The following is a 20,930-nucleotide window of genomic DNA, read 5'->3' on the forward strand; positions in this document are numbered from 1 at the left end:
GACAGGGTCAGAGTGACCCTCGAATGACCCGCTTGGGTCATGTGCCCGTCGGGGTCGGCCGCGTAGCCTCGATTTGGGTGTGGGGACGAACGGAGGTGGACGCGGTGCGCCAGAACCTTGATTTGCGCGTCCACGATCGTGTTGCGCTGGACGAGATCGAACTCTATGCCGAGATGCTCAGTGCGGTGGCGGCGGCGGAGCGGCCGCTCACCGTCGCGGAAATCGACATGGTGCTCGGGGTACGGTCCGACGAAGCCGGTCGTCGCGAGCTGACGCCACAGGACTAGGCCGTCCGGGGGCATCCCCCCGGGGGCCGGCCGAGCCGAAGCCCGCAGTTGCGCCGGGGACGCCGATCAGGCGTCCCCGGTTCGTCTTTCGCGCCGGCCACAGCGAGTTTCGCGTCCCGGCCCTGTAACGAATCTCACTCCCTGCTCCTCGTCGCCGGTCAGGTGACGGTCCCGTCCGGCCCGCGGGTTCTGGGAACCCGGCGGATACCGGGGTTCACAACAGGTATGTACCTGATGGTGTAGGGCAATCTTGTAGGTGAGAGGATGGCGGACACCAGCCGAAGCTGGGGCAAAGGTTCTTTTTACGGCTGGTTGCGCCTACGATCCTCTGCGGACTGTTCCGGCACTTCAGGAGAACGACGTGCGCTTGCGTCTCACGCCGCGTGAGGACAGCTTCTACGACATGTTCGCCGACTCGGCGAACAACCTGGTCACCGGTGCCAGGCTGCTCGTGGAACTCATCAGCGACGGCTCAGACCGTGCAGCGATCGCGGAGAAGATGCGTGCCTGCGAGCATGCGGGCGACGAATGCACTCACGCGATCATGCGACGGCTCAACGAAACCTTCATCACGCCTTTCGACCGCGAGGACATCTACCGGCTGGCCTCGACGATCGACGACGTGATGGACGAGATGGAAGAGGCAGCGGACCTCGTCGTGCTCTACAAGATCGACGAGTTCCCCAAAGGCATCGTCGCCATGGTGGAGGTGCTGGAACGCGCAGCGGAGCTGACCGCCGAGGCGATGCCGAGGCTGCGCTCGATGAAGGAGCTCAACGAGTACTGGATCGAGATCAACAGGCTTGAGAACCAGGGCGACCAGGTTTACCGCAAGCTGCTGGCGCAGCTGTTCAGCGGCGACTACGACACCCTCACGGTCCTGAAACTGAAGCAGGTCATCGACCGGCTGGAGGACGCGGCGGACGCGTTCGAGCATGTCGCCAACACGGTCGAGACGATCTCGGTCAAGGAATCATGAGCGCGAAGGACGAACCGCCAGAATCCGGCCGCCCCGCCGAACCCGCCACAGGCGGGACCGTCGGGGCGGTCCTGACCAAGGACGAGCCTCCCGGGGCGGATCCGACGCTCGCCGAGCAGGTCCGCCGCGGCCCGGTGAGGTTCTGGCCCTTCCTGCTGCTGGGCCTCCTCGCGGTGGTGATCTCCGGGGCGCTGGGCCTGCGCCAGGACGCGCAGACCGCGGTCCTCATCCTGGTCGTGGTCATCGCGCTGGTCTTCGACTACACCAACGGCTTCCACGACGCCGCCAACGCCATCGCGACGTCGGTGTCCACCCGGGCGCTGACACCGCGGGCGGCGCTGCTGATGGCGGCCGTGATGAACCTGATCGGCGCCCTGCTCGGCGTCGAGGTCGCCAAGACCGTCAGCGAGGTCATCACCCCGCCCACCGGTCTGCACGGTCTCACGGTGGTCGCGGCCGGCGTGCTGGGCGCGATCACCTGGAACATGATCACCTGGTACTTCGGGCTGCCCTCGTCGTCCTCGCACGCGCTGATCGGCGGCGTGGTCGGTGCCGGGGTCGCGTCGGCGTCGTCGGTGAGCTGGTCCACCGTCATGGAGAAGGTCGCCATCCCGATGGTGATCTCGCCGGTCGCCGGGTTCGGGCTCGCCTACCTGGTGATGGTCGCCATCCTGTGGATCTTCCGCCGTGCCAACCCGGGCCGGATCGCCCGCCGGTTCCGGATCGCGCAGTCGCTGTCGGCCGCGTCGATGGCGCTGGGGCACGGCCTCCAGGACGCGCAGAAGACGATGGGCATCATCGTCCTGGCCCTGGTCACCACCGGCCACTCCGACGGCAGCGACGTCCCCCTGTGGGTCATCATCTCCTGTGCGGGCGCGCTGTCCCTCGGCACCTACGCCGGCGGCTGGCGGATCATGCGTACGCTGGGCCGCAAGGTGATCGAACTGGATCCGCCGAAGGGGTTCGCCGCCGAATCGACGGCCTCGATGATTTTGTACGCGACCGCATACATCTGGCACGCTCCAATCTCCACCACCCACACGATCACGTCCTGCATCATGGGCGTGGGCGCGACCAAGCGGCTCTCCGCGGTCCGCTGGGGCGTGGCGGGCAACATCATCACCGCCTGGGTCCTGACCATGCCCATGGCCGCCGGGGTGGCAGCCCTTGTCTACTTCGTGGTCCACCTCTTCGGAGCGTGATCCACCGGCGGGCCCGTCACGACCTCCACGTCACATGGATCGCCAGGCTCGCTCCACACCACACTGAACTGCGGCGTGCCGCCCTTGTGAAGCCGCGCAAGGGCGGCACGCCGCAGTCAACGGAACGGGGTCACCGACCGGTGATTCTGTTCAGGGGCGGGGGCGAGATCGTGCCCTGGGCCTTGAAGTAGGCGACGAAGGTGTCGAGGTCGATCGGGCCCAGCACCTGGCCGGTGCCCTCGGTGAAGACGGTGAAGCCGTCACCGCCGCCGAGGAGGAAGTTGTTCGCCGCGACCTTGTAGGCGGTGTCCGGGTCGGCGGGCGTTCCGTCGATGGTGATGGCGGAGACGCGGTCGCCGACGGGGCCGGAGCGGTCGATGGTGAAGTGCAGGTTGGCCGACGGCTGGAGGATCTTCTCGCCCGCGTCCGTCCACTGCTGTTCGAGGAGCGCGTCGATCTGCGCGCCCGTCAGGGACACGACTCCCATCACGTTGCTGAACGGCTGGACGGCGAACGCCTCGCCGTAGGTGACGACGCCGTCGCCTTCCGAGCCGCTCGCCGCGTAGGTGAGGTCGGTGCGGATACCGCCCGGGTTCATCAGCGCGACCTGCGCGCCGAGGTCCTTGGTCCCGGCGAGCTGCGCGTCGGCGATGACGTCGCCGAGCGCGGTCTCGCCCGACGGGGACGGTGTGCGGGTGAGGTCGGCGGTGATGCCCCCGATGGGCTTGTCGGCGATCTCGGAGACGCGGTCCTTCCAGGTCTGGACGAACCGTTCCGTCTTCGGGTCCGGCGGCACGTCACGGGTGACGACGTGGTTGTCGCCGCGGAGCGAGGACCGGTCGATGTCGCCGGTGCGGCGGTTCACCTTGAGGTTCACCTCGGTGATCACGCGGCCGTAGGAGGAGCCGGACGAGAACAGGCGCGGGTCGCCGTCCGGGTCCTCGACCGAGCACACGTACTGCTCGTGGGTGTGCCCGGACAGCACGACGTCGATCTCCGGGTCGGCCTCCGAGGCGATGCGGGACCCGGCGCCCGGGACGACGCCGCACTCGTCCGGCCGCTGACCGGAGTTCACCTCGTCGCCCTCGTGGACGAGGAGCACGATCGCGCGGACGTGGCGGCGCTTCAGCTCGCGGGCGGCCCGGTTCGCGGCTTCGACCTCGTCCTGGAACTCAAGGCCCTTGATGCCCTCCGCGGTGACGATGCTCGGGGTGGTCTTGGTGACGACGCCGATGAAGCCGACCCGGACGCCGTTGACGCGGCGGATCGTCCACGGCTTCAGGATCGGCCGCTTCCAGTGCCGGTGCTTGCCGAACTCGCGCTTCTTCAGCACGTTCGCGGCGAGGTAGTCGAACTCCGCGCCCCGCCACTCGCCTTCGGGGGAGCAGCCGTCGACCGGGTGGCAGCCGCCGTTCTGGATGCGCAGCAGCTCCTTGTAGCCCTCGTCGAACTCGTGGTTGCCGACGGCGGAGGCCGTGACGCCGATGTCGCCGAGGAACTGCACGGTGGGCTCGTCGTGGTAGGCGGCGGACAGCAGCGGCGAGGCCCCGATCAGGTCGCCCTGCGCGACGGTGAGGGTGTCGCGGTTCCGCAGCTTGTTCAGGTGGGCGGCGACGTAGGCGGCGCCGCCGGCGGGGACGGTGTCGCCGTTCTCGTCGACGGCCCTGCCGGAGCTGCCGGACGGCGGCTCCAAGTTGCCGTGGAAGTCGTTCAGTGCGAGCAGCCGCACGGACGCGGTCGGTGCGGGCCGCGCGGCGGCGGGTTGGGCGGTCAGGCCGATGACCGTCAACCCCGCCGCCGCGCACGCCAGGATGGTGCGTCGTCGAGTCATGCTGCGGACGGTAAGTGCGTCCGGCATACGGTTCCCGGCGGCGCGGTGACGTTTCTGTGACGAATCGATCAGGGGTTCCGGCGATCATTACGGCTCGTCCGCATAGGGTGGTGACCGTGAGTGAGCTGCGGGCGCGCGGGACGCTGGGGGACGGTGAGATCGCCGAGGTGCTGGCACTGGCCGAGGCGGCGGCGGACGCCGACGGGGTCGGGCCGCTGTCGGAGCACTCGCTGCTCGCGCTCCGCGGCGGCCGCGCCGGGATGGCGATCCACGACGGCGGCGGAGACGGCGGGAGAGACGGCGGGCGAATCGTCGCGTACGCGCATCTTGATCCGGCGACCGATGAGGAACCGGCGGCGGGGGAACTCGTCGTCCATCCGGAGCACCGGCGCCGGGGGCACGGGCGCGCGCTGCTGCGTGCGCTCCGCGAGGAGGCCGGTGGGCCGCTCCGCGTATGGGCGCACGGTGACCTTCCCGCGGCGGCCGGGCTGGCGGCCGGTGAAGGCATGGCGCGTGTCCGCGCGCTGTTCCAGATGCGGCGCCCGGCGTCCGGTCCGCTGCCGGAGACGCGGGTCGCGGCGGGCGTCACCCTCCGTACCTTCGAGCCCGGCCGGGACGAGCGGGCGTGGCTGGAGGTGAACGCCCGCGCGTTCGCCGACCACCCCGAGCAGGGCGCCTGGACGATCGACGACGTCCGCGCGCGGGAGGCCGAGGACTGGTTCGACCCGGCCGGCTTCTTCCTCGCCGAGCGGGACGGCCGGCCGGCCGGCTTCCACTGGACCAAGATCCACCCGGGCGGCGTCGGCGAGGTCTACGTCGTGGGCGTCGACCCGGACGCGCAGGGCCTCGGCCTCGGCCGCACCCTGACCCTGAAGGGGCTGCACCACCTGCGCGACGCCGGCGTCGACCAGTTCATGCTCTATGTGGACGAGTCGAACGTCGCGGCCGTCCGCCTGTACGAGTCCCTCGGTTTCACCCGCCACGCCGTCGACGTCATGTACGCGACGACCTAGGCGACCTCCGCACCGCCGGCCTTCCGCACCGCCGGCCTTCCGCATGGCCGAGCCCCGCACACGGGCCGAGCGTCCGCACTGCGCATGACCCGGTCTCTACCGGATCTTTTGCGTTGTGAGCTGCGCTGTTAACCCGGCGTCCATGGCAAATCGGGACATTCTTCCCGGTGCTGGTCATCCTCGTTCATCCGCCGTTCACCTGGATCAGGGTGGCTGGTCACTTCGCCTGCTTAGCGTCGCATCCGACGGTGACCCCGGCACCTGCGCAGCGAGCCAGGACCGGACCGGGGGGCCCGGCCGACGAAACTAAGAGGAGACCCTCCGGTGAAGAACGGTTCCCGACTTGCCGCCCTGAGCGGCGTGGTCGTCGCGGGGGCACTGGCCCTCACCGCCTGCGGGAGCGACAACAACACGACGGCGAGCACGGGGAGCGCGCCGTCGGCCAACATCGACTGCGCGAAGGCCAGCGTCAACGCGGCCGGTTCCAGTGCGCAGAAGAACGCCATGGAGGAGTGGACGAAGGTCTACGCCGCCGAATGCGCGGGCGCGAACCTCAACTACAACCCGTCCGGCTCGGGGGCCGGCATCCAGGCGTTCACGAACGGGCAGGTGGCGTTCGCCGGCTCGGACTCGGCGCTCGACGCCGAAGAGGCGACCGCGGCGCAGCAGCGCTGCGAGGGCAACAAGGCGCTGAACCTGCCGATGGTCGTCGGCCCCGTCGCCGTGGTCTACAACCTTCCGGGTGTGGACGGGCTGAAGATTTCGCCCGAGACGATCGCGAAGGTCTTCTCCGGCAAGGTCAAGACGTGGAACGACCCGGCGATCGCCAAGGAGAACGAGGGCGCGGAGCTCCCGTCCTCGCCGATCAAGCCGGTCTACCGTTCGGACGAGTCGGGCACCACCGACAACTTCACGAACTACCTGAACACCACCGCGCCCGACATCTGGACGTGGGAGGCCGCCAAGAAGTGGCCGAACTCCACCGGTCAGGGCGCACCCAAGTCCGACGGCGTCACCAGCCAGGTGAAGAGCACCGAGGGCGCCATCTCCTACGTGGAGATGTCGTACGCGACGAACAACAAGCTGCAGACCGCGCAAGTGAAGAACGGCGCCGGCGAGTTCACCGAGCTGTCGCCGGACAGCGCCTCCAAGGCCGTCGCCGGAGCGAAGGTCGTCGGCACCGGCAACGACGTCGCACTCGAGATCGACTACACCACCAAGGAGACGGGCGCCTACCCGATCGTCCTGGTCACGTACGAGATCGCGTGTGAGAAGGGCCTGCCGGCCGAGCAGGCCGAGTTCGTCAAGTCCTTCCTGACCTACACCTCCAGCGCGGACGGTCAGAAGATCCTCACCGAACACGGTTACGCGCCGATCCCGCAGAGCGTGCTGACCAAGGTCCAGGCGTCCGTGAAGGCGCTGTCCTGACAGCGGACGACACCAGCCGCAGCCCCGCCGCCGACGACCCCCTCACCGGGGGGCCGGGCGGCGGGGCCGGCCTGGTTTCGGCCGACGTGATCGAAGGAGGCACCCCCATGACCAGCGAGACCGGCGTCGAGGCGCGGGCCGGCGCCCGGCACCGCGCCACCGGCGCCGCGATGAGCACCGGACGCGCCGGTGACAGGATCTTCGCAGGCGCGGCCCGCGGCTCGGGCGTCACCGTGCTGGCGCTCGTCGCCGCGATCGCGGCGTTCCTCGTCTGGAAGGCCATCCCGGCCCTGCGGGAGAACGAGGCGAGCTTCCTCACCACCGAGGAGTGGAACCCCAACGCGAACCCGCCGGAGTTCGGCATCGCGCAGCTGGCGTTCGGGACGGCGATCTCCTCGGTGCTGGCGATGCTCATCGCGACGCCCATCGCGATCGGCATCGCGCTGTTCATCTCGTTCTACTCGCCGCGGCGGCTCGCGTCCGGGCTCGGCTACATCGTCGACCTGCTCGCCGCCGTCCCCAGCATCGTGTACGGGCTCTGGGGCCTGGTGTTCCTGTCCCAGCACATGGACGAGGTCAGCCGGTTCCTCAACGCGGTGTTCGGCTGGATCCCGCTGTTCGGCGGCAGCCCCGGCAAGAACTCGATCTTCACGGCCTCGGTGGTGCTGGCCATCATGATCCTGCCGATCATCTCGTCCATCTCCCGGGAGGTGTTCCTGCAGGTCCCGCGGCCCAACGTGGAGGCCGCGCTGGCGCTCGGAGCCACCCGCTGGGAGATGATCCGGATGTCGGTGCTGCCGTACGGGCGGTCCGGCATGATCGGCGCCTCGATGCTCGGGCTCGGCCGCGCGATGGGCGAGACGATCGCGGTCGCGATGGTGCTGACGTTCGTGCCCGGGATCAACTGGAAGATCCTGGAGAACGGCGGCTCCACGTTCGCCGCCAACATCGCCAACAGCTTCGCCGAGGCGTCGGTCACCGGCCGCGGCGCCCTCATCGCCTCCGGCCTCGTCCTCTTCGTGATCACCCTGGTCGTCAACATGGCGGCCCGCGCCGTCGTCGCCCGCCGGAAGGAATTCGTGTGACCACCCTGACCACCGGCAAGGGCTCGAGCCTGTCGTCGGTCTCGCTCGGGCGGAAGATCAAGGACCGGGTCGTCCAGGGGCTGGTCTACCTGGCGTTCGCGCTGGCGGTCATCCCGCTGGTGTCGGTGCTGTGGACGGTCCTCGTGAACGGCCTCGAGCGGCTCGACCTCACGTTCTTCCAGTTCTCGATGAACGCGGTCAGCGGCAGCGACCCGGGCGGCGGCGCCTACCACGCCATCATCGGCACCCTTCAGCAGGTCGCGATCAGCAGCCTGATCGCCGTCCCGATCGCCATCCTGACCGGGATCTACCTGGTGGAGTACGCCGGGAACGGACGGCTCGGCAAGATCATCAGCTTCACCGTGGACGTCATGATGGGCATCCCGTCCATCGTCGCCGGCCTGTTCGTCCTGGCGCTGTGGCTGCTGACGTTCGGGTTCGAGTTCTCCGGGTTCGCCGGGGCGCTGGCCCTGACGATCCTGATGATCCCGACCGTGGTGCGGGCCACCGAGGAGATGCTCAAGCTGGTCCCGAACGACCTGCGCGAGGCGTCCTACGCGCTCGGCGTGCCCCGCTGGCGGACGGTCCTGTTCGTCGTCCTGCCGACCGCGATGACCGGGATCGTGACCGGCGTGATGCTGGCCGTCGCCCGCGTGATGGGGGAGACCGCGCCGCTGCTGCTCACGATCTTCTTCACCAAGGCGATCAACAACGACCCGTTCAACGGCCCGCAGGCGTCGCTGCCCACCTTCATCTGGGAGCAGGCCGCCGACCCCAACCAGAACTCGATCGACCGGGCCTGGACGGGTGCCCTCGTCCTGATCGGGATCATCATGCTGCTCAACCTGGTCGCCCGGTTCGTCGCCCGGCGCAGCTCTCCCACGCGTCACTGAGGACGCGCCACTGAATCGCGCGTCACCGAACCGCGGGACCCACAGAAAGGACCACCAACCCCATGGCCAAGCGGATCGAGGTCTCCGGGCTGCACGCCTACTACGGCGGCGTCCACGCCATCGAGGACATCTCGATGACGGTCGAGCCGCGCTCGGTGACGGCGTTCATCGGGCCGTCCGGCTGCGGCAAGTCCACGTTCCTTCGCACGCTCAACCGGATGCACGAGGTCATTCCGGGCGCCCGTGTCGAGGGCAAGGTCATGCTGGACGACGAGGACCTGTACGACTCGTCCGTCGACCCCGTCGCGGTGCGGCGCCTCGTCGGCATGGTCTTCCAGCGGCCCAACCCGTTCCCCACGATGTCCATCTACGACAACGTGGCGGCGGGCCTGAAGCTGAACGGCGTGCGCCGCAAGAGCCGGCTGGACGACATCGTCGAGGAGTCGCTGCAGGGAGCCAACCTGTGGAAGGAGGTCAAGGACCGGCTGAGCAAGCCCGGTGCGGGCCTGTCCGGCGGCCAGCAGCAGCGCCTCTGCATCGCCCGCGCCATCGCCGTCCAGCCCCAGGTCCTCCTGATGGACGAGCCGTGCTCGGCGCTCGACCCGATCTCCACCCTCGCGATCGAGGACCTGATCGACAAGCTGAAGTCGCAGTACACGATCGTCATCGTCACGCACAACATGCAGCAGGCCGCCCGCGTCAGCGACCGCACCGCGTTCTTCACCATCGCCGGAACCGGCAAGCCGGGCAAGCTCATTGAGATCGACGAGACGAGCAAGATCTTCACCAACCCGGAGCAGAAGGCGACCGAGGACTACATCACCGGCCGCTTCGGCTGATCACGCGGGTGCCGGGGTCTTCTCTTCGGTGTCGCCGCCGGGGCGGTGGTCGGGGACGAAGCGGTAGCCGACGTTCCTGACCGTGCCTATGAGGGACTCGTACTCGGCGCCCAGCTTGGCGCGCAGGCGGCGGACGTGGACGTCCACGGTGCGGGTACCGCCGAAGTAGTCGTAGCCCCACACCTCCTGCAGCAGCTGGGCGCGGGTGAAGACCCGGCCCGGGTGCTGCGCGAGGTACTTCAGCAGCTCGAACTCCTTGAAGGTGAGGTCGAGCACCCGTCCGCGGAGGCGGGCGGTGTAGGTGGCCTCGTCGATCGTGAGGTCGCCGCTGCGGATCTCGCCGGGGACCTCCTCGGCGTCGGCGACGGCGGCGCGCCCCACCGCGAGCCGCAGCCGCGCCTCGACCTCGGCGGGCCCGGCGGCCTGGAGCAGCACGTCGTCCAGGCCCCACTCGGAGCTGAGGGCGGCGAGCCCGCCTTCGGTCACGATGGCGAGCAGCGGGCAGTCGAGCCCGGTGGTGCGCAGCAGCCGGCACAGGCTCTTGGCCTGCGCCAGGTCCCGGCGGGCGTCCACCAGCACGATGTCGGCGGGTGGGGCGTCGATGAGGGCGGACGCCTCCGCCGGGGCGACGCGCACGGAGTGCAGCAGCAGCCCGAGCGCGGGCAGGACCTCGTCCGAGGGCTCCAATGCGTTGGTCAACAAGAGCAAGCTGCTCAAGTGCCGCCTCCCGTCCACAAAGACGTAGGATCCAGGCGGCCCACCCCCAAGCCCGGCCATGGCCGTCGGCTCAAGGACGAGGCGGCCATGAAGGGTTTCTGAATGAACTCCATGGCCTCGTCGCCCGGATCCCTCCCCCCGAGCATAACGGAGTGGGTCCGGCGGACAATGGAGTGGCCAGGTCGGGACGGTCACGCGGCGGGAATGAGAGTCTGGGGACATGGCCAAGGGGACGATGCGGTACTGGGCCGCCGCGAAGGCGGCGGCGGGTACGCACGAGGAGCCGTACGACGCGGGCACGCTGGCCGAGGCGATCGCCGCCGCGACCTCGCGGGACGGGCGCGGAACCGAGTTCGAGAGGGTCGTGGGACGCAGTTCGTTCCTCGTCGACGGAGATCCGGTGGGCGGCCGTCCGCACGCGTCGGTGGAGCTTCCGGAGGGCGGCGTCGTGGAGGTTCTGCCGCCGTTCGCGGGTGGTTGATATCACAATGGAGTGATTTTCCGAACTTCGAGGTCATTCTCCGGTCTGACCCGTTCTGGTGCGTCCGCGCAATAAGGTGTGGCGATCGCAAGGTGTAGCGATCGCATGCCGTCGGGCGGAGGAGAGACATGCGGAAAGTACTCGTGGTGCTGCTGATCCTCGCGATCGTCGGCGTGGTCGCCGCCGACCGGATCGGTGTGCGGATCGCCGAGGACAGGATCGCCCAGGAGGTCTCGGCGCAGAGCGATCTGACGCAGCCGCCGGAGGTCACCATCCACGGCATTCCCTTCCTCACGCAGGTGATCGGCGGCGAGTACGGGCACATCGAACTGGCCATCGGCGACTGGACGGAACAGGGCGTGACCGTCACCGACGTCAGGGTCGACATGCGCGGGGTGAGCGCGCCGCTGTCGGAGGTCACCGGGGGCAACACCGCGAACGTCACCGCGCGGACCGCGACCGTGTCCGCCGTCGTCCCCTACCCGCTGATCAAGAAGCACGCGCCGAAGGAGGTCAAGCGGATCGCCCCGAAGGGCGACAACCTGGCGGTGGACATGGAGGGCAGCGTCCTGGGCTTCCGGCTGTCCGGCACCGGCGTCGTGGAGGTCGAGCCGACCGCGCGCGGCATCGCGGTCAGTCCCGTGTCGGTGGAGTCGAACGGGGGCCCGCAGGTCCCGCTGGCGGCGATGAAGCGGCAGCTCACCTGGGTCGTGCCCGTCCCCGCGCTGCCGCTCGGGGCCAAGATCACCGAGATCCGGCCGACGGCGGAGGGGCTCCGGGTCGGCGCCACCGCCGAGAACGTCAAGCTGAACGACATCCAGCAGGTACAGAAATGACCCGGCCCTGGTGAACCGGCCCGGCCGCCCGTACGTGTGAATGGTGTGGGTCCCACCGCGGATGAGAGTTTGCTGCGCGCCCTGTACAGCGAGCATGGAGGTCCCCTCCTCGGCTACGTTCTGCGGCTGACGGGTGGGGACCGAACCCAGGCCGAGGATGTCGTGCAGGAGACGCTGCTACGCGCCTGGAAACACCCGGAGGCGCTTGCGGGACGTCCGGTCCGACCATGGCTGTTCACGGTCGCGCGCAACCTCGTGGTGGACGCGCATCGCGCCAAGCGCGCGCGGCCGCCGGAGACGGGCATCGACGACCACGTCATGATGACCGCGTCCAGCTCGGACGACATCGATCGGGCGCTGGAGTCCTGGACGGTCGCCGAGGCGCTGGCCGGGCTGAGCGCGCCGCACCGTGCCGTCCTGGTGGAGACCTACTACAAGGGCCGGTCCGTGGCGGAGACGGCGAAGACGCTGGGCATCCCGCCGGGCACGGTCAAGTCCCGCACCTATTACGCACTGCGGGCGCTCAAACTCGCATTGGAGGAGCGGGGGTTGGCGCCATGAACGACTGCACGGACGTGCGCACAGCGCTCGGGTCTTACGTGCTCGGCTCGCTCGACTCCGGCGAGCGGTCCCAGGTGGAGACCCACCTGGCGGACTGCCCCGCCTGCCGGGACGAGCTCGCGGGGCTGGCCGGCCTGCCCGCGATGCTCGGCCGGGTCGAGGAGTCGCAGCTCGACCAGATGGCCGGCCCGCCGCCCGAACTGCTGGACGGGCTCCTGGCCCGCGCGGCCGAGCGAAGGAGGGGATCGCTCGGATCGCTCGGATCCCTTGGACTGCCCGGACCTCTGGGGCGGCGGGCCGGCGGGCGCGGTCCCGGATGGGCCCCGCTCGCCACCGCCGCGTGCCTGCTGCTGGTCATCGGCGCCCTGTTCGGCGGCTTCCTGCTCCCGTTCGGGTCGCAGAACGCCGCGTCGCCGCCGCCGTCCGCCTCGCCGTCCGCCTCGCCCGCCATCACCGGCGACGTCGAGCGGATCGCCGCCGAGAACCCCGAGACGAACATCAAGGGGTACGTGCTGCTGAAGAAGAAACGGTGGGGCACGGAGGTCGAACTGCATCTGGCGGGCGTCCCGAAGGGGTCGCGCTGCCGGCTGCTGGTGATCGCGCGGGACGGCCGCCGTGACGCGCTCGGCAGCTGGTACGTGCCGTACGACGAGGGCTACGGTGAGTACCGCGGCTCCACGATGTTCCCGCGCGGGCAGCTGTTCTCGTTCGAGATCGTCGGCCTGGGCGGCCAGCCGCTCCTCACGATCCCGACCTGACCGGCCCGGCACCCCGCCTGAACCGCCGACCCACCTGACCCGATGCTCATGGAAGAACTCGCGGCCCCGCGCGGTTGTCCCTACCGATGACGGGTGTACTCATTGCGGCGGCGGTGATCGCCGCGGCCACGGTGTTCGGCCTGCTGCGGCGGCGCCGCGACGGCGTCCTGCGCGCACGCCGGAGAAGCGGGGACGACGAGGTGGGCGACATCATCCGGCCGGACGACCTGGGCGCCGACCTCGGCGAGAAGGCGACACTGCTGCAGTTCTCCAGCGCGTTCTGCGCACCGTGCCGTGCCACCCGCCGCGTCCTCGGCGAGGTCGCGGGCATGGTGGACGGCGTCGCGCACGTCGAGCTCGACGCCGAGGCGCACCTGGACCTCGTCCGCCGGCTGAACGTGATCCGCACGCCGACCGTCCTCGTCCTGGACGACGCCGGACGCATCGTCCGCCGCGCCGCCGGCGCCCCCCGCAAGCCCGACGTCATCGCGGCCCTGGGCGAGGCCATTCAGTGAGCCGTACCCGGGCGACCTGCCATAAGGCCATCGTCAGACGAGTCCTTTTCGTCCTCGGTGGGCTGAACGGTGCGTTGATCCGTGACACGCCGGACGAAGAGCACCCCGCTGTCTCGGAAGGCGAGACGGATGTGACAGTACGTCGATTGGCGGATTACTATCGTGTTCGTGCGTGACTGGACAGAGCAGATGCTCACGAAGCGCCGCGCGGTCGACTTCTGCCGCGTGGCCGCCTCGCTCTGTCGTACGGCCTGAGGCATCGAGCCCACCCGCCCCCGAGCACTTCCACTTCTAGCTCGTACGCACGCTTCCACTCCGCCAGGAGCACCCCGATGCAGGTTGACCCTCGTGGGCCACGCTTCGGCGCGGCCGTCACGACAGTGATCCTCGTCGCGGTCCTGGTGACCGGAAGCTGGGCGCTGCTCGCCGCTCAGGCCGTCGTGTTCGCCATCGCGACCTTCCTCGGCCTCCGGTACGCCCCGTACGGACTCGTGTTCGCAATGCTGATCCGTCCCCGGCTCGCTCCGCCAAGGGAACTGGAGGACGCGGCCGCCCCCCGCTTTGCGCAGGGTGTCGGTCTCGCGTTCGCCCTGGTCGGAACGGTCGGCTACGTGACGGGGATCACCTGGCTCGGCATCGGTGCCACCGCCCTCGCGCTGGCGGCGGCGTTCCTGAACGCGGCGTTCGGGTTCTGCCTCGGGTGCGAGATGTATCTGCTGATCCGACGTATCACCGCGAAGAATTCCGAAAGGGAGGTTCCCGCATGAGCCGCTCAGACGTCCTGGTGGACACCGACTGGGTTGAGTCCAACCTGGACGCGCCCGGTCTGGTCCTCGTCGAGGTCGACGAGGACGTGTCCGCCTACGACAAGGGCCACATCCGTGGCGCCGTGAAGATCGACTGGCAGACCGAGCTGCAGGACCCGGTCCGCCGCGACTTCGTGGACAAGACCGGGTTCGAGCAGCTGCTGTCCGCCAAGGGCATCGCCAACGACGACGTGGTGATCCTCTACGGCGGCAACAACAACTGGTTCGCCGCGTACGCGTACTGGTACTTCAAGCTGTACGGCCACAACAGGGTGAAGCTGCTCGACGGCGGCCGCAAGAAGTGGGAGCTCGAGTCCCGCGAGCTCGTCACCGACGTCCCGTCCCGTCCGGCGACCGAGTACAAGGCCAAGGACCAGGACCTGTCGATCCGCGCCTTCCGCGACGAGGTCGTGGACTCCATCGGCAAGCAGAACCTGGTCGACGTCCGTTCCCCGGACGAGTTCAGCGGCAAGCTGCTCGCCCCGGCGCACCTCCCGCAGGAGCAGTCGCAGCGGGCCGGGCACGTGCCGACCGCGCGCAGCATCCCGTGGTCGAAGGCGGCCAACGACGACGGCACGTTCAAGTCCGACGAGGAGCTCCGGCAGATCTACACCGAGGCCGGCGTCGACCTGAACAAGGACACCATCGCCTACTGCCGCATCGGCGAGCGTTCCTCGCACACCTGGTTCGCGCTGCGCGAGCTGCTCGGTGTGCAGAACGTGAAGAACTACGACGGTTCCTGGACCGAGTACGGCTCGCTCATCGGCGTCCCGATCGAGCTCGGCGCACCCAAGTGAACGGGCGCGCCCGAGTGAACGGGCGCGCCCGAGCAATCATCGGCCCGCCACGTCCGGCGGAAGAGTTTTCCGTGTGCACGGAGATGGAGGAGCAATGACCCAGGGTTGCGCAGCACCCGAGCAGACGGCGCACCTGCCGGCGACCGTCGACCTCACCAACGAGGCCGTCATCCAGGGCACCGTCACTCGTGACGGCGCCCCGGTGTCCAGCGCCTACGCCCGCCTGCTCGACTCGACGGGCGAGTTCACCGCCGAGGTCGTCACCGGCGACGAGGGCGTGTTCCGGTTCTTCGCCGCCGACGGCGACTGGACCGTGCGCGTCCTGGCGGCCGGCGGCGTGAGCGTCGACAACGCCGTCACGGCGAAGATCGGCGAGGTCGCCGGCCTCCAGGTCGCGATCTGACCCGAACCAGCGCGACGCGGCGCCCCGAGGCGTGGGGGCCGTCCCCCACGGGGGAAAGGCGCGTCCCGGACCCCGCCGCCCGCTCCACGCGGACGGCGGGGTCCGTCATTTCCGGGCCCGGGCAACCGGGGAGCGCCGCGGCGGGGTGCGCGGGCTCGATACCATCGGCGCGATGCTGGGACTGTCCGCGCGATCGCCGCTGATACTTCCGTGGGCCACGCTGAAGCTCGCGGGACGTTTCGTCCTGCCGCTCGCCCTGTGGTTCACGGTCGGCGAACTGCTGCGCTACGGCGTGATGTACGGCGGTTACCGGCTCGGCTCGATGAAGGGGACGGCGGCGACGATCGCGCCGATCGCCACCGTCGGCCTGCTCGTGGTGATCACGCTCGCGGTCACGGTGCTGATGGTGCACAGCGTCCGGGAGGGCCTGGACGTCGTGCACGCCCGCGAGTCCGATGGCGAGTTGACGCCGTGGGCGGTCGGCAACGAAGAGTCGGTGATCGGCGCGATGGGCCGCGCCGCGCTCCCGTTCGTGATCTTCTATCTGGCGTGGGGTAAGCAGTCCGAGGACGCCCGCGAGTTCGCCGACATGGCCGCGAGCCGCGGCTTCACCGAGGGCGGCATCCAGGGACAGATCGACGCCCTGCAGCTGCTGCTGTCGCTGGAGAAGCACGTCGGGCTCGCGATCGGCCTCACCGCGGGCCTGTTCGTGATGAAGGTGGCGGCGGAGTGGCGGCTGGAGGAGCGGCTGCCCCGCGCCGTCGGCGCGCTCGTCGCGTTCCTCGAGGTCCAGTTCGCGCTGTTCGGCATCTTCACCATCGACCACCTGCGCGCCGAAGCGGCCGACTGGGTCACCGGGCGGCAGGCGTGGGAGTGGCTGACGGGCGCCGCGGGTCCCGCCCTCGCCCTGTGGCCGCCGTTCAAGGACGCGGTGCTCGGCGCGCTGATCATGCTGGTGATCGCCGGGGTGATCCTCGGGCTGGACGCCGGGGACGAGCGGGTCGTGCTCGGCCGCAGCCGTGCGGCACAGCGGCTGGCGAGGGCCGGCGGTATCGAGCGGGTCAACAGCGCCCGGGAGATCCTCACGCGCGGTTTCCGGGAGATGTGGCTGCCCGCCTGGTTCGGGCTGCGCCTCGTCCGCCGGTCGGGGATGATGCCGTTCGCGACGTTCTGCCTGCTGTTCGCGGGCCTGGACGTGGGCCAGGAGACCTCACGCCGCTTCGTCTACGAGCTGATCGGCCCGCATGAGGTGACGTGGTGGATCCAGGTGCTGCCGTTCGTCGGGTACGGGACGGCGCTGGTCTTCGAGATCCTGCGCGTCTGCCTGCTGGCGGCGGCGTTCAACCTCGTCATGGCGAGGGTCAGTGCTCGAACCGCAGCGAAGGCAGTGGCTCCCCCTTCTTCCGGGACGTCTTCGGTGCCCGTATCTCAAGGTCCAGCGAGTCCGCCTTGGCACGGGGCACCATCCCCTTGACGGTGACCGCCATCGCGGTGCCCGCCCGCGGTTTCTGACTGGTCGAGTCCGCGGCGGTCCATTCGCGGCCCTCGTCGTCGACGAACCGGTAGGCGAGGCCGAACGACCCGACCGCCTTCGCGCTGGCGGCGTCCCCGGGACGGACGCCGACCGTGAGCCGGAGCTCGGTCACGTCGTTCGAGACCTGCCCCGCACCGCCCACCCGGGGCTGCGCCGTCGCACGCTTCATGACCGTCCACCTCGCGCCGACGAGTTCGCCGACCTCGCCCGGCGGGACGGTGGTGACCTTCTCCGGCGGCTTCAGGTTCTTCTCGATGTTGTTCGTCTCGTCCACCCAGTGCAGGGCGAGGATCGCGGGGACGGCGCACAGCAGCGCGATCGCCTGAAGGATCCGCCTGTCGAGGGGCCGCAGCTTGGACTCCCGCGTCTGCTCGGTCTCCCGCGTCTCCTCGGACTGCCGCGTCTCCTCGGACTGCCGTCTCTCCTGGGGCCCGGCCGGAACGGCGGGGATGTCGGGCCGGGTGTCGTCGGCCGTCATGGCTGGTCCTTGATCTCGTAGCGTTCGGTGGCGGCCCGGACCAGCTGGTCCGCCCGGTCCCCGGTGATGCCGAGGTCGATGTCGGCGGCCGCGGACAGCTGCGGCAGCAGCCCGCCCGTGCCCACGATCAGGTGCGCCCCTTCCAGCCGCTCCTTCGGCAGCTCGAACACGAACGCCGTCCGCGTCCAGATCATCGGCTGGAAGGTGGGCTGGGAGCCCGCGGACGCGCTGCTCGTCCGCGGGTCCTGCTTGAAGGTGTAGCCGCCGGGCGTCTCCAGTTCGGCCGTCCTGAGCTGCAGGGGTTCACGATGGCTCACCGCGCGGAGCCGCACGATGAGGTAGATGCCGTCGGTGCCGACCGGGGGCGGGTTGCGGAGCGAGAATCCGGGTGCCAGCGACCGCGCCGCCTCCACCTTCTCGACCCGGACGCTGAAGTCGCGGTTGCGGACCTCCTCGCCGACCGTGCCGCCGTCCCTGATCGGATCCAGCTCCGCGGCCCTGATCTCGGGCAGGAGGGAATTCAGCCACATCGCGCCGGCGAGCAGGACCGTCCCGCCGATCCCGGCGCCGCCCCGCAACAGCACCTGCCGCGCGTTCATCGGCGGCTCGCGGTCGGCCTCGGCGAACGGGGGGTGGAGCGCGGCGTCGGCCGCGCCGTCGCCGACGGCCGTGTCGCCGACGGCCGTGTCGCCCGCGGGGACGGCTGGGCCGCGGGGCTCATCGGCGCCACCGGGAGGGTGAGGCGGCCGACGAGCTTGTCGTCCTCACGCTGCACCAGCCAGTTGAAGTCGCTGTCGGTGAACCCTTGCTCGTACGTCCACTCGCGCAGCCCCACGGTCAGCTTCTCCGGCGAGTCCGCCGGGCCCATCTTCCACATGGCCGACGCCTCGACCGGCAGCCCAGGCTGCGCCACGTTCGTCTCCGCGCCGCCGGCGACGCCCTCGACGCGCTCCGGCTCCACCCACTTGCCGGTCCTCGTCAGCGCGACCACACCGTCGGCCAGACCGCTGTCGCCGAGCGACTCGGTCTCCTTGCCCTTGTTGAGCACCCTCATCCGCATGATGAGGAAACGCTCCTGCTTGTTCCCGAAGTCCGCGGTCGCCAGCCCGATCCGCACGTCCCGGACGGTGACGGTGAACAGGCCGAGATCGAGCGCCTTCCCCGCGGGCCGGGCCGGCTGCTTCGGCCTCTCCTTGAGGCCGCCCGTCGCCCACAGGGCCGCGGTCAGGACGGCCACCACACCGAGCACGGACACGGGAATCACCCAGCGCCGCGCCGCACGCTGCCGTCGCGCGTCCCCGGGAGGCGGGGGAACCGGTCCGTACGAGTGCACCCGCTAGATGGTAATACCCCACCCCACCCCCGACGCGACCGAAAGATCGGTTATGTACCGGAACGCTCGTCCGCGGCGTCGGTGGTCATCCGCACGTGGCCGGGCCGCCAGCCGCGGCGCCGGCCGAGCGGGATCAGCACCCCACCGGCCGCCACCAGGGCGGCGACGCCCAGGGCTCCGCCCGCGATGCCCAGCGCCACGGCCCGGGTCGTCGGGTCCGGCCGGTCGGCCATGGCGATCTCCACGGGCGGGCCGGCGGCGCCTCCGCTTCCGGCGACCGGGATGTTCACCGCGGTGAGGGCCTCGAACGGGTTGATCATGCCGTTCCCGCTGCCGATTCCCTTGCTGCCCTCCGCGGTCCCCTCGATCCGCTGCTTGACCTGCGCGGGGGTGAGGTCCGGGTAGGCCTCCTCGATCAGTGCCGCGAGGCCGGAGACGAACGGGGTCGCGAAGCTCGTGCCCTGCTCGGCGACCGCGTAGTTGCCGTCGGGCGCCGTGGTCACGATGTCCTTCCCGGGCGCCATGACCGACACCGGAGTCGCGGAGTTGGAGAACGCGGTGACCGAACCCTGCTGGTCGACGGCGCCCACCGAGATCACCCCCGGATAGGCGCTCGGATACATCAGCCCCGGCTCCCGGCCCTGCTCCGGGTCGATGTTTCCGGCCGCCGCGACGATGACGACGCCCTTGGCGATCGCGTTCTCCACGGACTTCCGCAGCCGCGGGTCGTCGCCCAGCGACTGGGTCGAGACGTTGACGACGTCGGCGCCCAGTCGCACCGCGGCGTCGATGCCCTTGGCGGCGAGGCCGCTGTCGACCCCGCGTGCCTTGGCCGCGAACTTGATCGGGATGATCTTCGCGTCGGGGGCGACGCCGAAGAACGGGCCGCCCCCCTTCTTGGCCGCGATGATCCCGGCGACCCAGGTGCCGTGCCCGAGACAGTCCTCCGGGCCGGTCTTCGTCAGGTCCGCGCCCTTGAGCACCTGCCCGCTCAGCTGCGGGTTCTTCGCGGACACGCCGCTGTCCACCACCGCGACCCTGACGCCGCGGCCGGTGGCCCGCTCATGCGCCGCGCCGATGTTGAGGATCTGCTGGGCCCACGGCTGCCCGTTCTGGCCGAGCTGCTGCCCGGTCATGACCCCCGCCGGCGGCTGGCAGGGCGCGGCATGGATCGGCGCGGCATGGGCCGGCGCGGCGTGGGCGGGGGCCGCGTGGGCGGGGGCCGCGTGGGCCACCGGCGCCGAGTACAGGGGTGCGAGGCACCCGGCGAGCACGGCGATCGCGGTCCGTTTCATGCCGCAAGCCTCCGCTCCGATGTCGCATCCGCCACAGCAGAAGACCTTAAGGGACGGGACGCCCACCTCACGACCACGGTGACCGGAGTGCGCCGGCCCCGGGCGACCGGCCCCGGATGATCGGCGTCCGACGTGCCGTAGACCTGGCCCGTGCGCCATTAGGCCGAGACTCCTCCGGCCGGCCCGAAGTGCCCTAGTATAAGCGAGGCCTGATCACGAGCTCATGACGTAGAGCCGGTAAGAGAGGTAGATGTGGCTCCCCCGAAATCGGCTGACCCGGAGCGGATCGCTCTCCACGGCAAGGACATCACCAACGTCGTCGTCCCCCGTCTGACCAATGCGGGGAACACGCTCAACACCGAAGGCACCTACAACCTCGAGGGCGGTGATTTCAGCATCGCCTGTTCCGCCGCGTCCGCCGCCTACCCGATCGCGGTGCAGTTCGCCTTCGAGGACATCAAGCTTTTGATGGACACCGCCCAGGACTACGCGAAGAAGATCGACGCCGCGGCGAAGCGGTACGCCGCCGCCGAGCAGTCCAACACGATCTGAGGTCGTCCCGGAATGGTTCCGAGAACGGTGACGCAACGAGAGAGCGGATGACATGACCCCTCCCGGCGGTAACTCTTCGCAAACCGGAAGCCCCTCCGGCGGGACGCCGGGCGGCGGGCAAACGGGCAATCAGGGCTCCGGCGGGAACACCACGCCCGTCGGCAATTCGCCGCGTAACAGTGGCGCGGGGCGCGGTGGCGCCGCGGCGGGCGGTGCGGTTCTCGCCGCCGCGACGGGCGGCTCGGCCGTCGCCGTCGCCGAGCCGCTGATGGACGCGGCGATAGCCATGGTCAGCGCCGCGGTCATT

Annotated in this window: 26 protein-coding genes; 19 read left to right on the forward strand and 7 right to left on the reverse strand. The window is 70.0% G+C overall.

Annotated elements, in window-relative coordinates; genetic code table 11:
* The first annotated feature begins 95 nt into the window (after positions 1-95).
* The 3 genes from ACTWPP_RS29975 (at position 96) to ACTWPP_RS29985 (ending at position 2,468) form a co-directional block, all read left to right on the forward strand.
* Positions 96-287 (forward strand): hypothetical protein, encoded by a 192-nt coding sequence (locus ACTWPP_RS29975; RefSeq protein WP_021597037.1) that lies wholly within the window; start codon positions 96-98, stop codon positions 285-287.
* Positions 288-648: 361 nt separating this feature from the next.
* Entirely contained in the window at positions 649-1,266 is a 618-nt protein-coding gene (locus tag ACTWPP_RS29980; RefSeq protein WP_392907046.1) for a DUF47 domain-containing protein, read from the forward strand.
* Positions 1,263-2,468 (forward strand): inorganic phosphate transporter, encoded by a 1,206-nt coding sequence (locus ACTWPP_RS29985; protein ID WP_443107724.1) that lies wholly within the window; start codon positions 1,263-1,265, stop codon positions 2,466-2,468. The genes ACTWPP_RS29980 and ACTWPP_RS29985 overlap by 4 nt, the downstream gene beginning before the upstream one ends.
* 130 nt (positions 2,469-2,598) lie before the next feature.
* On the opposite strand, the gene ACTWPP_RS29990 is transcribed toward ACTWPP_RS29985, so the two are convergent.
* Positions 2,599-4,299 (reverse strand): bifunctional metallophosphatase/5'-nucleotidase, encoded by a 1,701-nt coding sequence (locus ACTWPP_RS29990; RefSeq protein WP_443107725.1) that lies wholly within the window; start codon positions 4,297-4,299, stop codon positions 2,599-2,601.
* Between the two features lie 116 nt (positions 4,300-4,415).
* Between ACTWPP_RS29990 and mshD the strand changes: the two genes are divergently transcribed.
* From mshD to pstB, 5 genes are all read left to right on the forward strand, one after another.
* Positions 4,416-5,312 carry a mycothiol synthase gene (gene mshD, locus ACTWPP_RS29995; RefSeq protein WP_443107726.1) on the forward strand — a complete coding sequence of 299 codons (897 nt, stop codon included), beginning with the start codon at positions 4,416-4,418 and terminating at the stop codon, positions 5,310-5,312.
* Positions 5,313-5,636: 324 nt separating this feature from the next.
* On the forward strand, positions 5,637-6,740 hold the full coding sequence (pstS, locus tag ACTWPP_RS30000; protein WP_443107727.1) for a phosphate ABC transporter substrate-binding protein PstS: 1,104 nt from the start codon (positions 5,637-5,639) through the stop codon (positions 6,738-6,740).
* Positions 6,741-6,847: 107 nt separating this feature from the next.
* Positions 6,848-7,825: a phosphate ABC transporter permease subunit PstC gene (gene pstC, locus ACTWPP_RS30005; RefSeq protein WP_443107728.1), complete on the forward strand. Its 978-nt coding sequence runs from the start codon at positions 6,848-6,850 to the stop codon at positions 7,823-7,825.
* A complete protein-coding gene (gene pstA, locus ACTWPP_RS30010; RefSeq protein WP_443107729.1) occupies positions 7,822-8,718 on the forward strand; it encodes a phosphate ABC transporter permease PstA in 897 nt (298 codons plus the stop codon). The genes pstC and pstA overlap by 4 nt, the downstream gene beginning before the upstream one ends.
* A 62-nt stretch (positions 8,719-8,780) precedes the next feature.
* Positions 8,781-9,557: a phosphate ABC transporter ATP-binding protein PstB gene (gene pstB, locus ACTWPP_RS30015; protein ID WP_443107730.1), complete on the forward strand. Its 777-nt coding sequence runs from the start codon at positions 8,781-8,783 to the stop codon at positions 9,555-9,557.
* Here pstB and ACTWPP_RS30020 read toward each other — a convergent pair whose 3' ends face one another.
* Positions 9,558-10,274 (reverse strand): winged helix-turn-helix transcriptional regulator, encoded by a 717-nt coding sequence (locus tag ACTWPP_RS30020; RefSeq protein WP_443107731.1) that lies wholly within the window; start codon positions 10,272-10,274, stop codon positions 9,558-9,560.
* Positions 10,275-10,494: 220 nt separating this feature from the next.
* Here ACTWPP_RS30020 and ACTWPP_RS30025 point away from each other — a divergent pair, with 220 nt between their 5' ends.
* The 10 genes from ACTWPP_RS30025 to ACTWPP_RS30070 all read left to right on the forward strand — a co-directional run bounded on the left by ACTWPP_RS30025 (position 10,495) and on the right by ACTWPP_RS30070 (position 16,905).
* The gene (locus tag ACTWPP_RS30025) at positions 10,495-10,755 is read left to right on the forward strand and encodes a MoaD/ThiS family protein (protein WP_443107732.1); all 261 of its coding nucleotides are present in this window, start codon (positions 10,495-10,497) and stop codon (positions 10,753-10,755) included.
* Positions 10,756-10,883: 128 nt separating this feature from the next.
* Entirely contained in the window at positions 10,884-11,591 is a 708-nt protein-coding gene (locus ACTWPP_RS30030; protein ID WP_443107733.1) for an LmeA family phospholipid-binding protein, read from the forward strand.
* Between the two features lie 36 nt (positions 11,592-11,627).
* The gene (locus ACTWPP_RS30035) at positions 11,628-12,152 is read left to right on the forward strand and encodes a sigma-70 family RNA polymerase sigma factor (protein WP_443107734.1); all 525 of its coding nucleotides are present in this window, start codon (positions 11,628-11,630) and stop codon (positions 12,150-12,152) included.
* On the forward strand, positions 12,149-12,910 hold the full coding sequence (locus ACTWPP_RS30040) for an anti-sigma factor family protein (RefSeq protein WP_443107735.1): 762 nt from the start codon (positions 12,149-12,151) through the stop codon (positions 12,908-12,910). Before ACTWPP_RS30035 ends, ACTWPP_RS30040 begins: the two co-directional genes overlap by 4 nt.
* Positions 12,911-12,996: 86 nt before the next feature.
* On the forward strand, positions 12,997-13,425 hold the full coding sequence (locus ACTWPP_RS30045; RefSeq protein WP_443107736.1) for a thioredoxin family protein: 429 nt from the start codon (positions 12,997-12,999) through the stop codon (positions 13,423-13,425).
* A 189-nt stretch (positions 13,426-13,614) separates the two neighbouring features.
* Positions 13,615-13,680 (forward strand): putative leader peptide, encoded by a 66-nt coding sequence (locus ACTWPP_RS30050; RefSeq protein ID WP_360761443.1) that lies wholly within the window; start codon positions 13,615-13,617, stop codon positions 13,678-13,680.
* A gap of 77 nt (positions 13,681-13,757) precedes the next feature.
* Entirely contained in the window at positions 13,758-14,192 is a 435-nt protein-coding gene (locus tag ACTWPP_RS30055; protein WP_443107737.1) for a DUF4395 domain-containing protein, read from the forward strand.
* Positions 14,189-15,028 (forward strand): sulfurtransferase, encoded by an 840-nt coding sequence (locus tag ACTWPP_RS30060; RefSeq protein ID WP_443107738.1) that lies wholly within the window; start codon positions 14,189-14,191, stop codon positions 15,026-15,028. The genes ACTWPP_RS30055 and ACTWPP_RS30060 overlap by 4 nt, the downstream gene beginning before the upstream one ends.
* A gap of 94 nt (positions 15,029-15,122) precedes the next feature.
* A complete protein-coding gene (locus ACTWPP_RS30065) occupies positions 15,123-15,431 on the forward strand; it encodes a DUF1416 domain-containing protein (protein WP_443107739.1) in 309 nt (102 codons plus the stop codon).
* Between the two features lie 172 nt (positions 15,432-15,603).
* A complete protein-coding gene (locus ACTWPP_RS30070) occupies positions 15,604-16,905 on the forward strand; it encodes a hypothetical protein (RefSeq protein WP_443107740.1) in 1,302 nt (433 codons plus the stop codon).
* On the opposite strand, the gene ACTWPP_RS30075 is transcribed toward ACTWPP_RS30070, so the two are convergent.
* The 4 genes from ACTWPP_RS30075 to ACTWPP_RS30090 all read right to left on the reverse strand — a co-directional run bounded on the left by ACTWPP_RS30075 (position 16,793) and on the right by ACTWPP_RS30090 (position 20,071).
* Positions 16,793-17,443: a hypothetical protein gene (locus ACTWPP_RS30075; protein ID WP_443107741.1), complete on the reverse strand. Its 651-nt coding sequence runs from the start codon at positions 17,441-17,443 to the stop codon at positions 16,793-16,795. The genes ACTWPP_RS30070 and ACTWPP_RS30075 overlap by 113 nt on opposite strands.
* On the reverse strand, positions 17,440-18,042 hold the full coding sequence (locus ACTWPP_RS30080) for a hypothetical protein (protein WP_443107742.1): 603 nt from the start codon (positions 18,040-18,042) through the stop codon (positions 17,440-17,442). Before ACTWPP_RS30080 ends, ACTWPP_RS30075 begins: the two co-directional genes overlap by 4 nt.
* Complete coding sequence (locus ACTWPP_RS30085) at positions 18,039-18,698, reverse strand: hypothetical protein (protein ID WP_443107743.1); 660 nt, start codon at positions 18,696-18,698, stop codon at positions 18,039-18,041. The genes ACTWPP_RS30080 and ACTWPP_RS30085 overlap by 4 nt, the downstream gene beginning before the upstream one ends.
* A 128-nt stretch (positions 18,699-18,826) precedes the next feature.
* A complete protein-coding gene (locus ACTWPP_RS30090) occupies positions 18,827-20,071 on the reverse strand; it encodes a S8 family serine peptidase (protein ID WP_443107744.1) in 1,245 nt (414 codons plus the stop codon).
* A 252-nt stretch (positions 20,072-20,323) separates the two neighbouring features.
* Here ACTWPP_RS30090 and ACTWPP_RS30095 point away from each other — a divergent pair, with 252 nt between their 5' ends.
* Positions 20,324-20,623, forward strand: coding sequence for a hypothetical protein (locus ACTWPP_RS30095; protein WP_443107745.1), 300 nt, complete (start codon positions 20,324-20,326; stop codon positions 20,621-20,623).
* 129 nt (positions 20,624-20,752) lie between these two features.
* Here the strand turns inward: ACTWPP_RS30095 and ACTWPP_RS30100 are convergent, their stop codons facing one another.
* A complete protein-coding gene (locus tag ACTWPP_RS30100; RefSeq protein WP_443107746.1) occupies positions 20,753-20,929 on the reverse strand; it encodes a hypothetical protein in 177 nt (58 codons plus the stop codon).
* Position 20,930 lies beyond the last annotated feature (1 nt).

Source organism: Actinomadura sp. 3N407 (assembly GCF_052245875.1).
Taxonomy (GTDB): domain Bacteria; phylum Actinomycetota; class Actinomycetes; order Streptosporangiales; family Streptosporangiaceae; genus Spirillospora.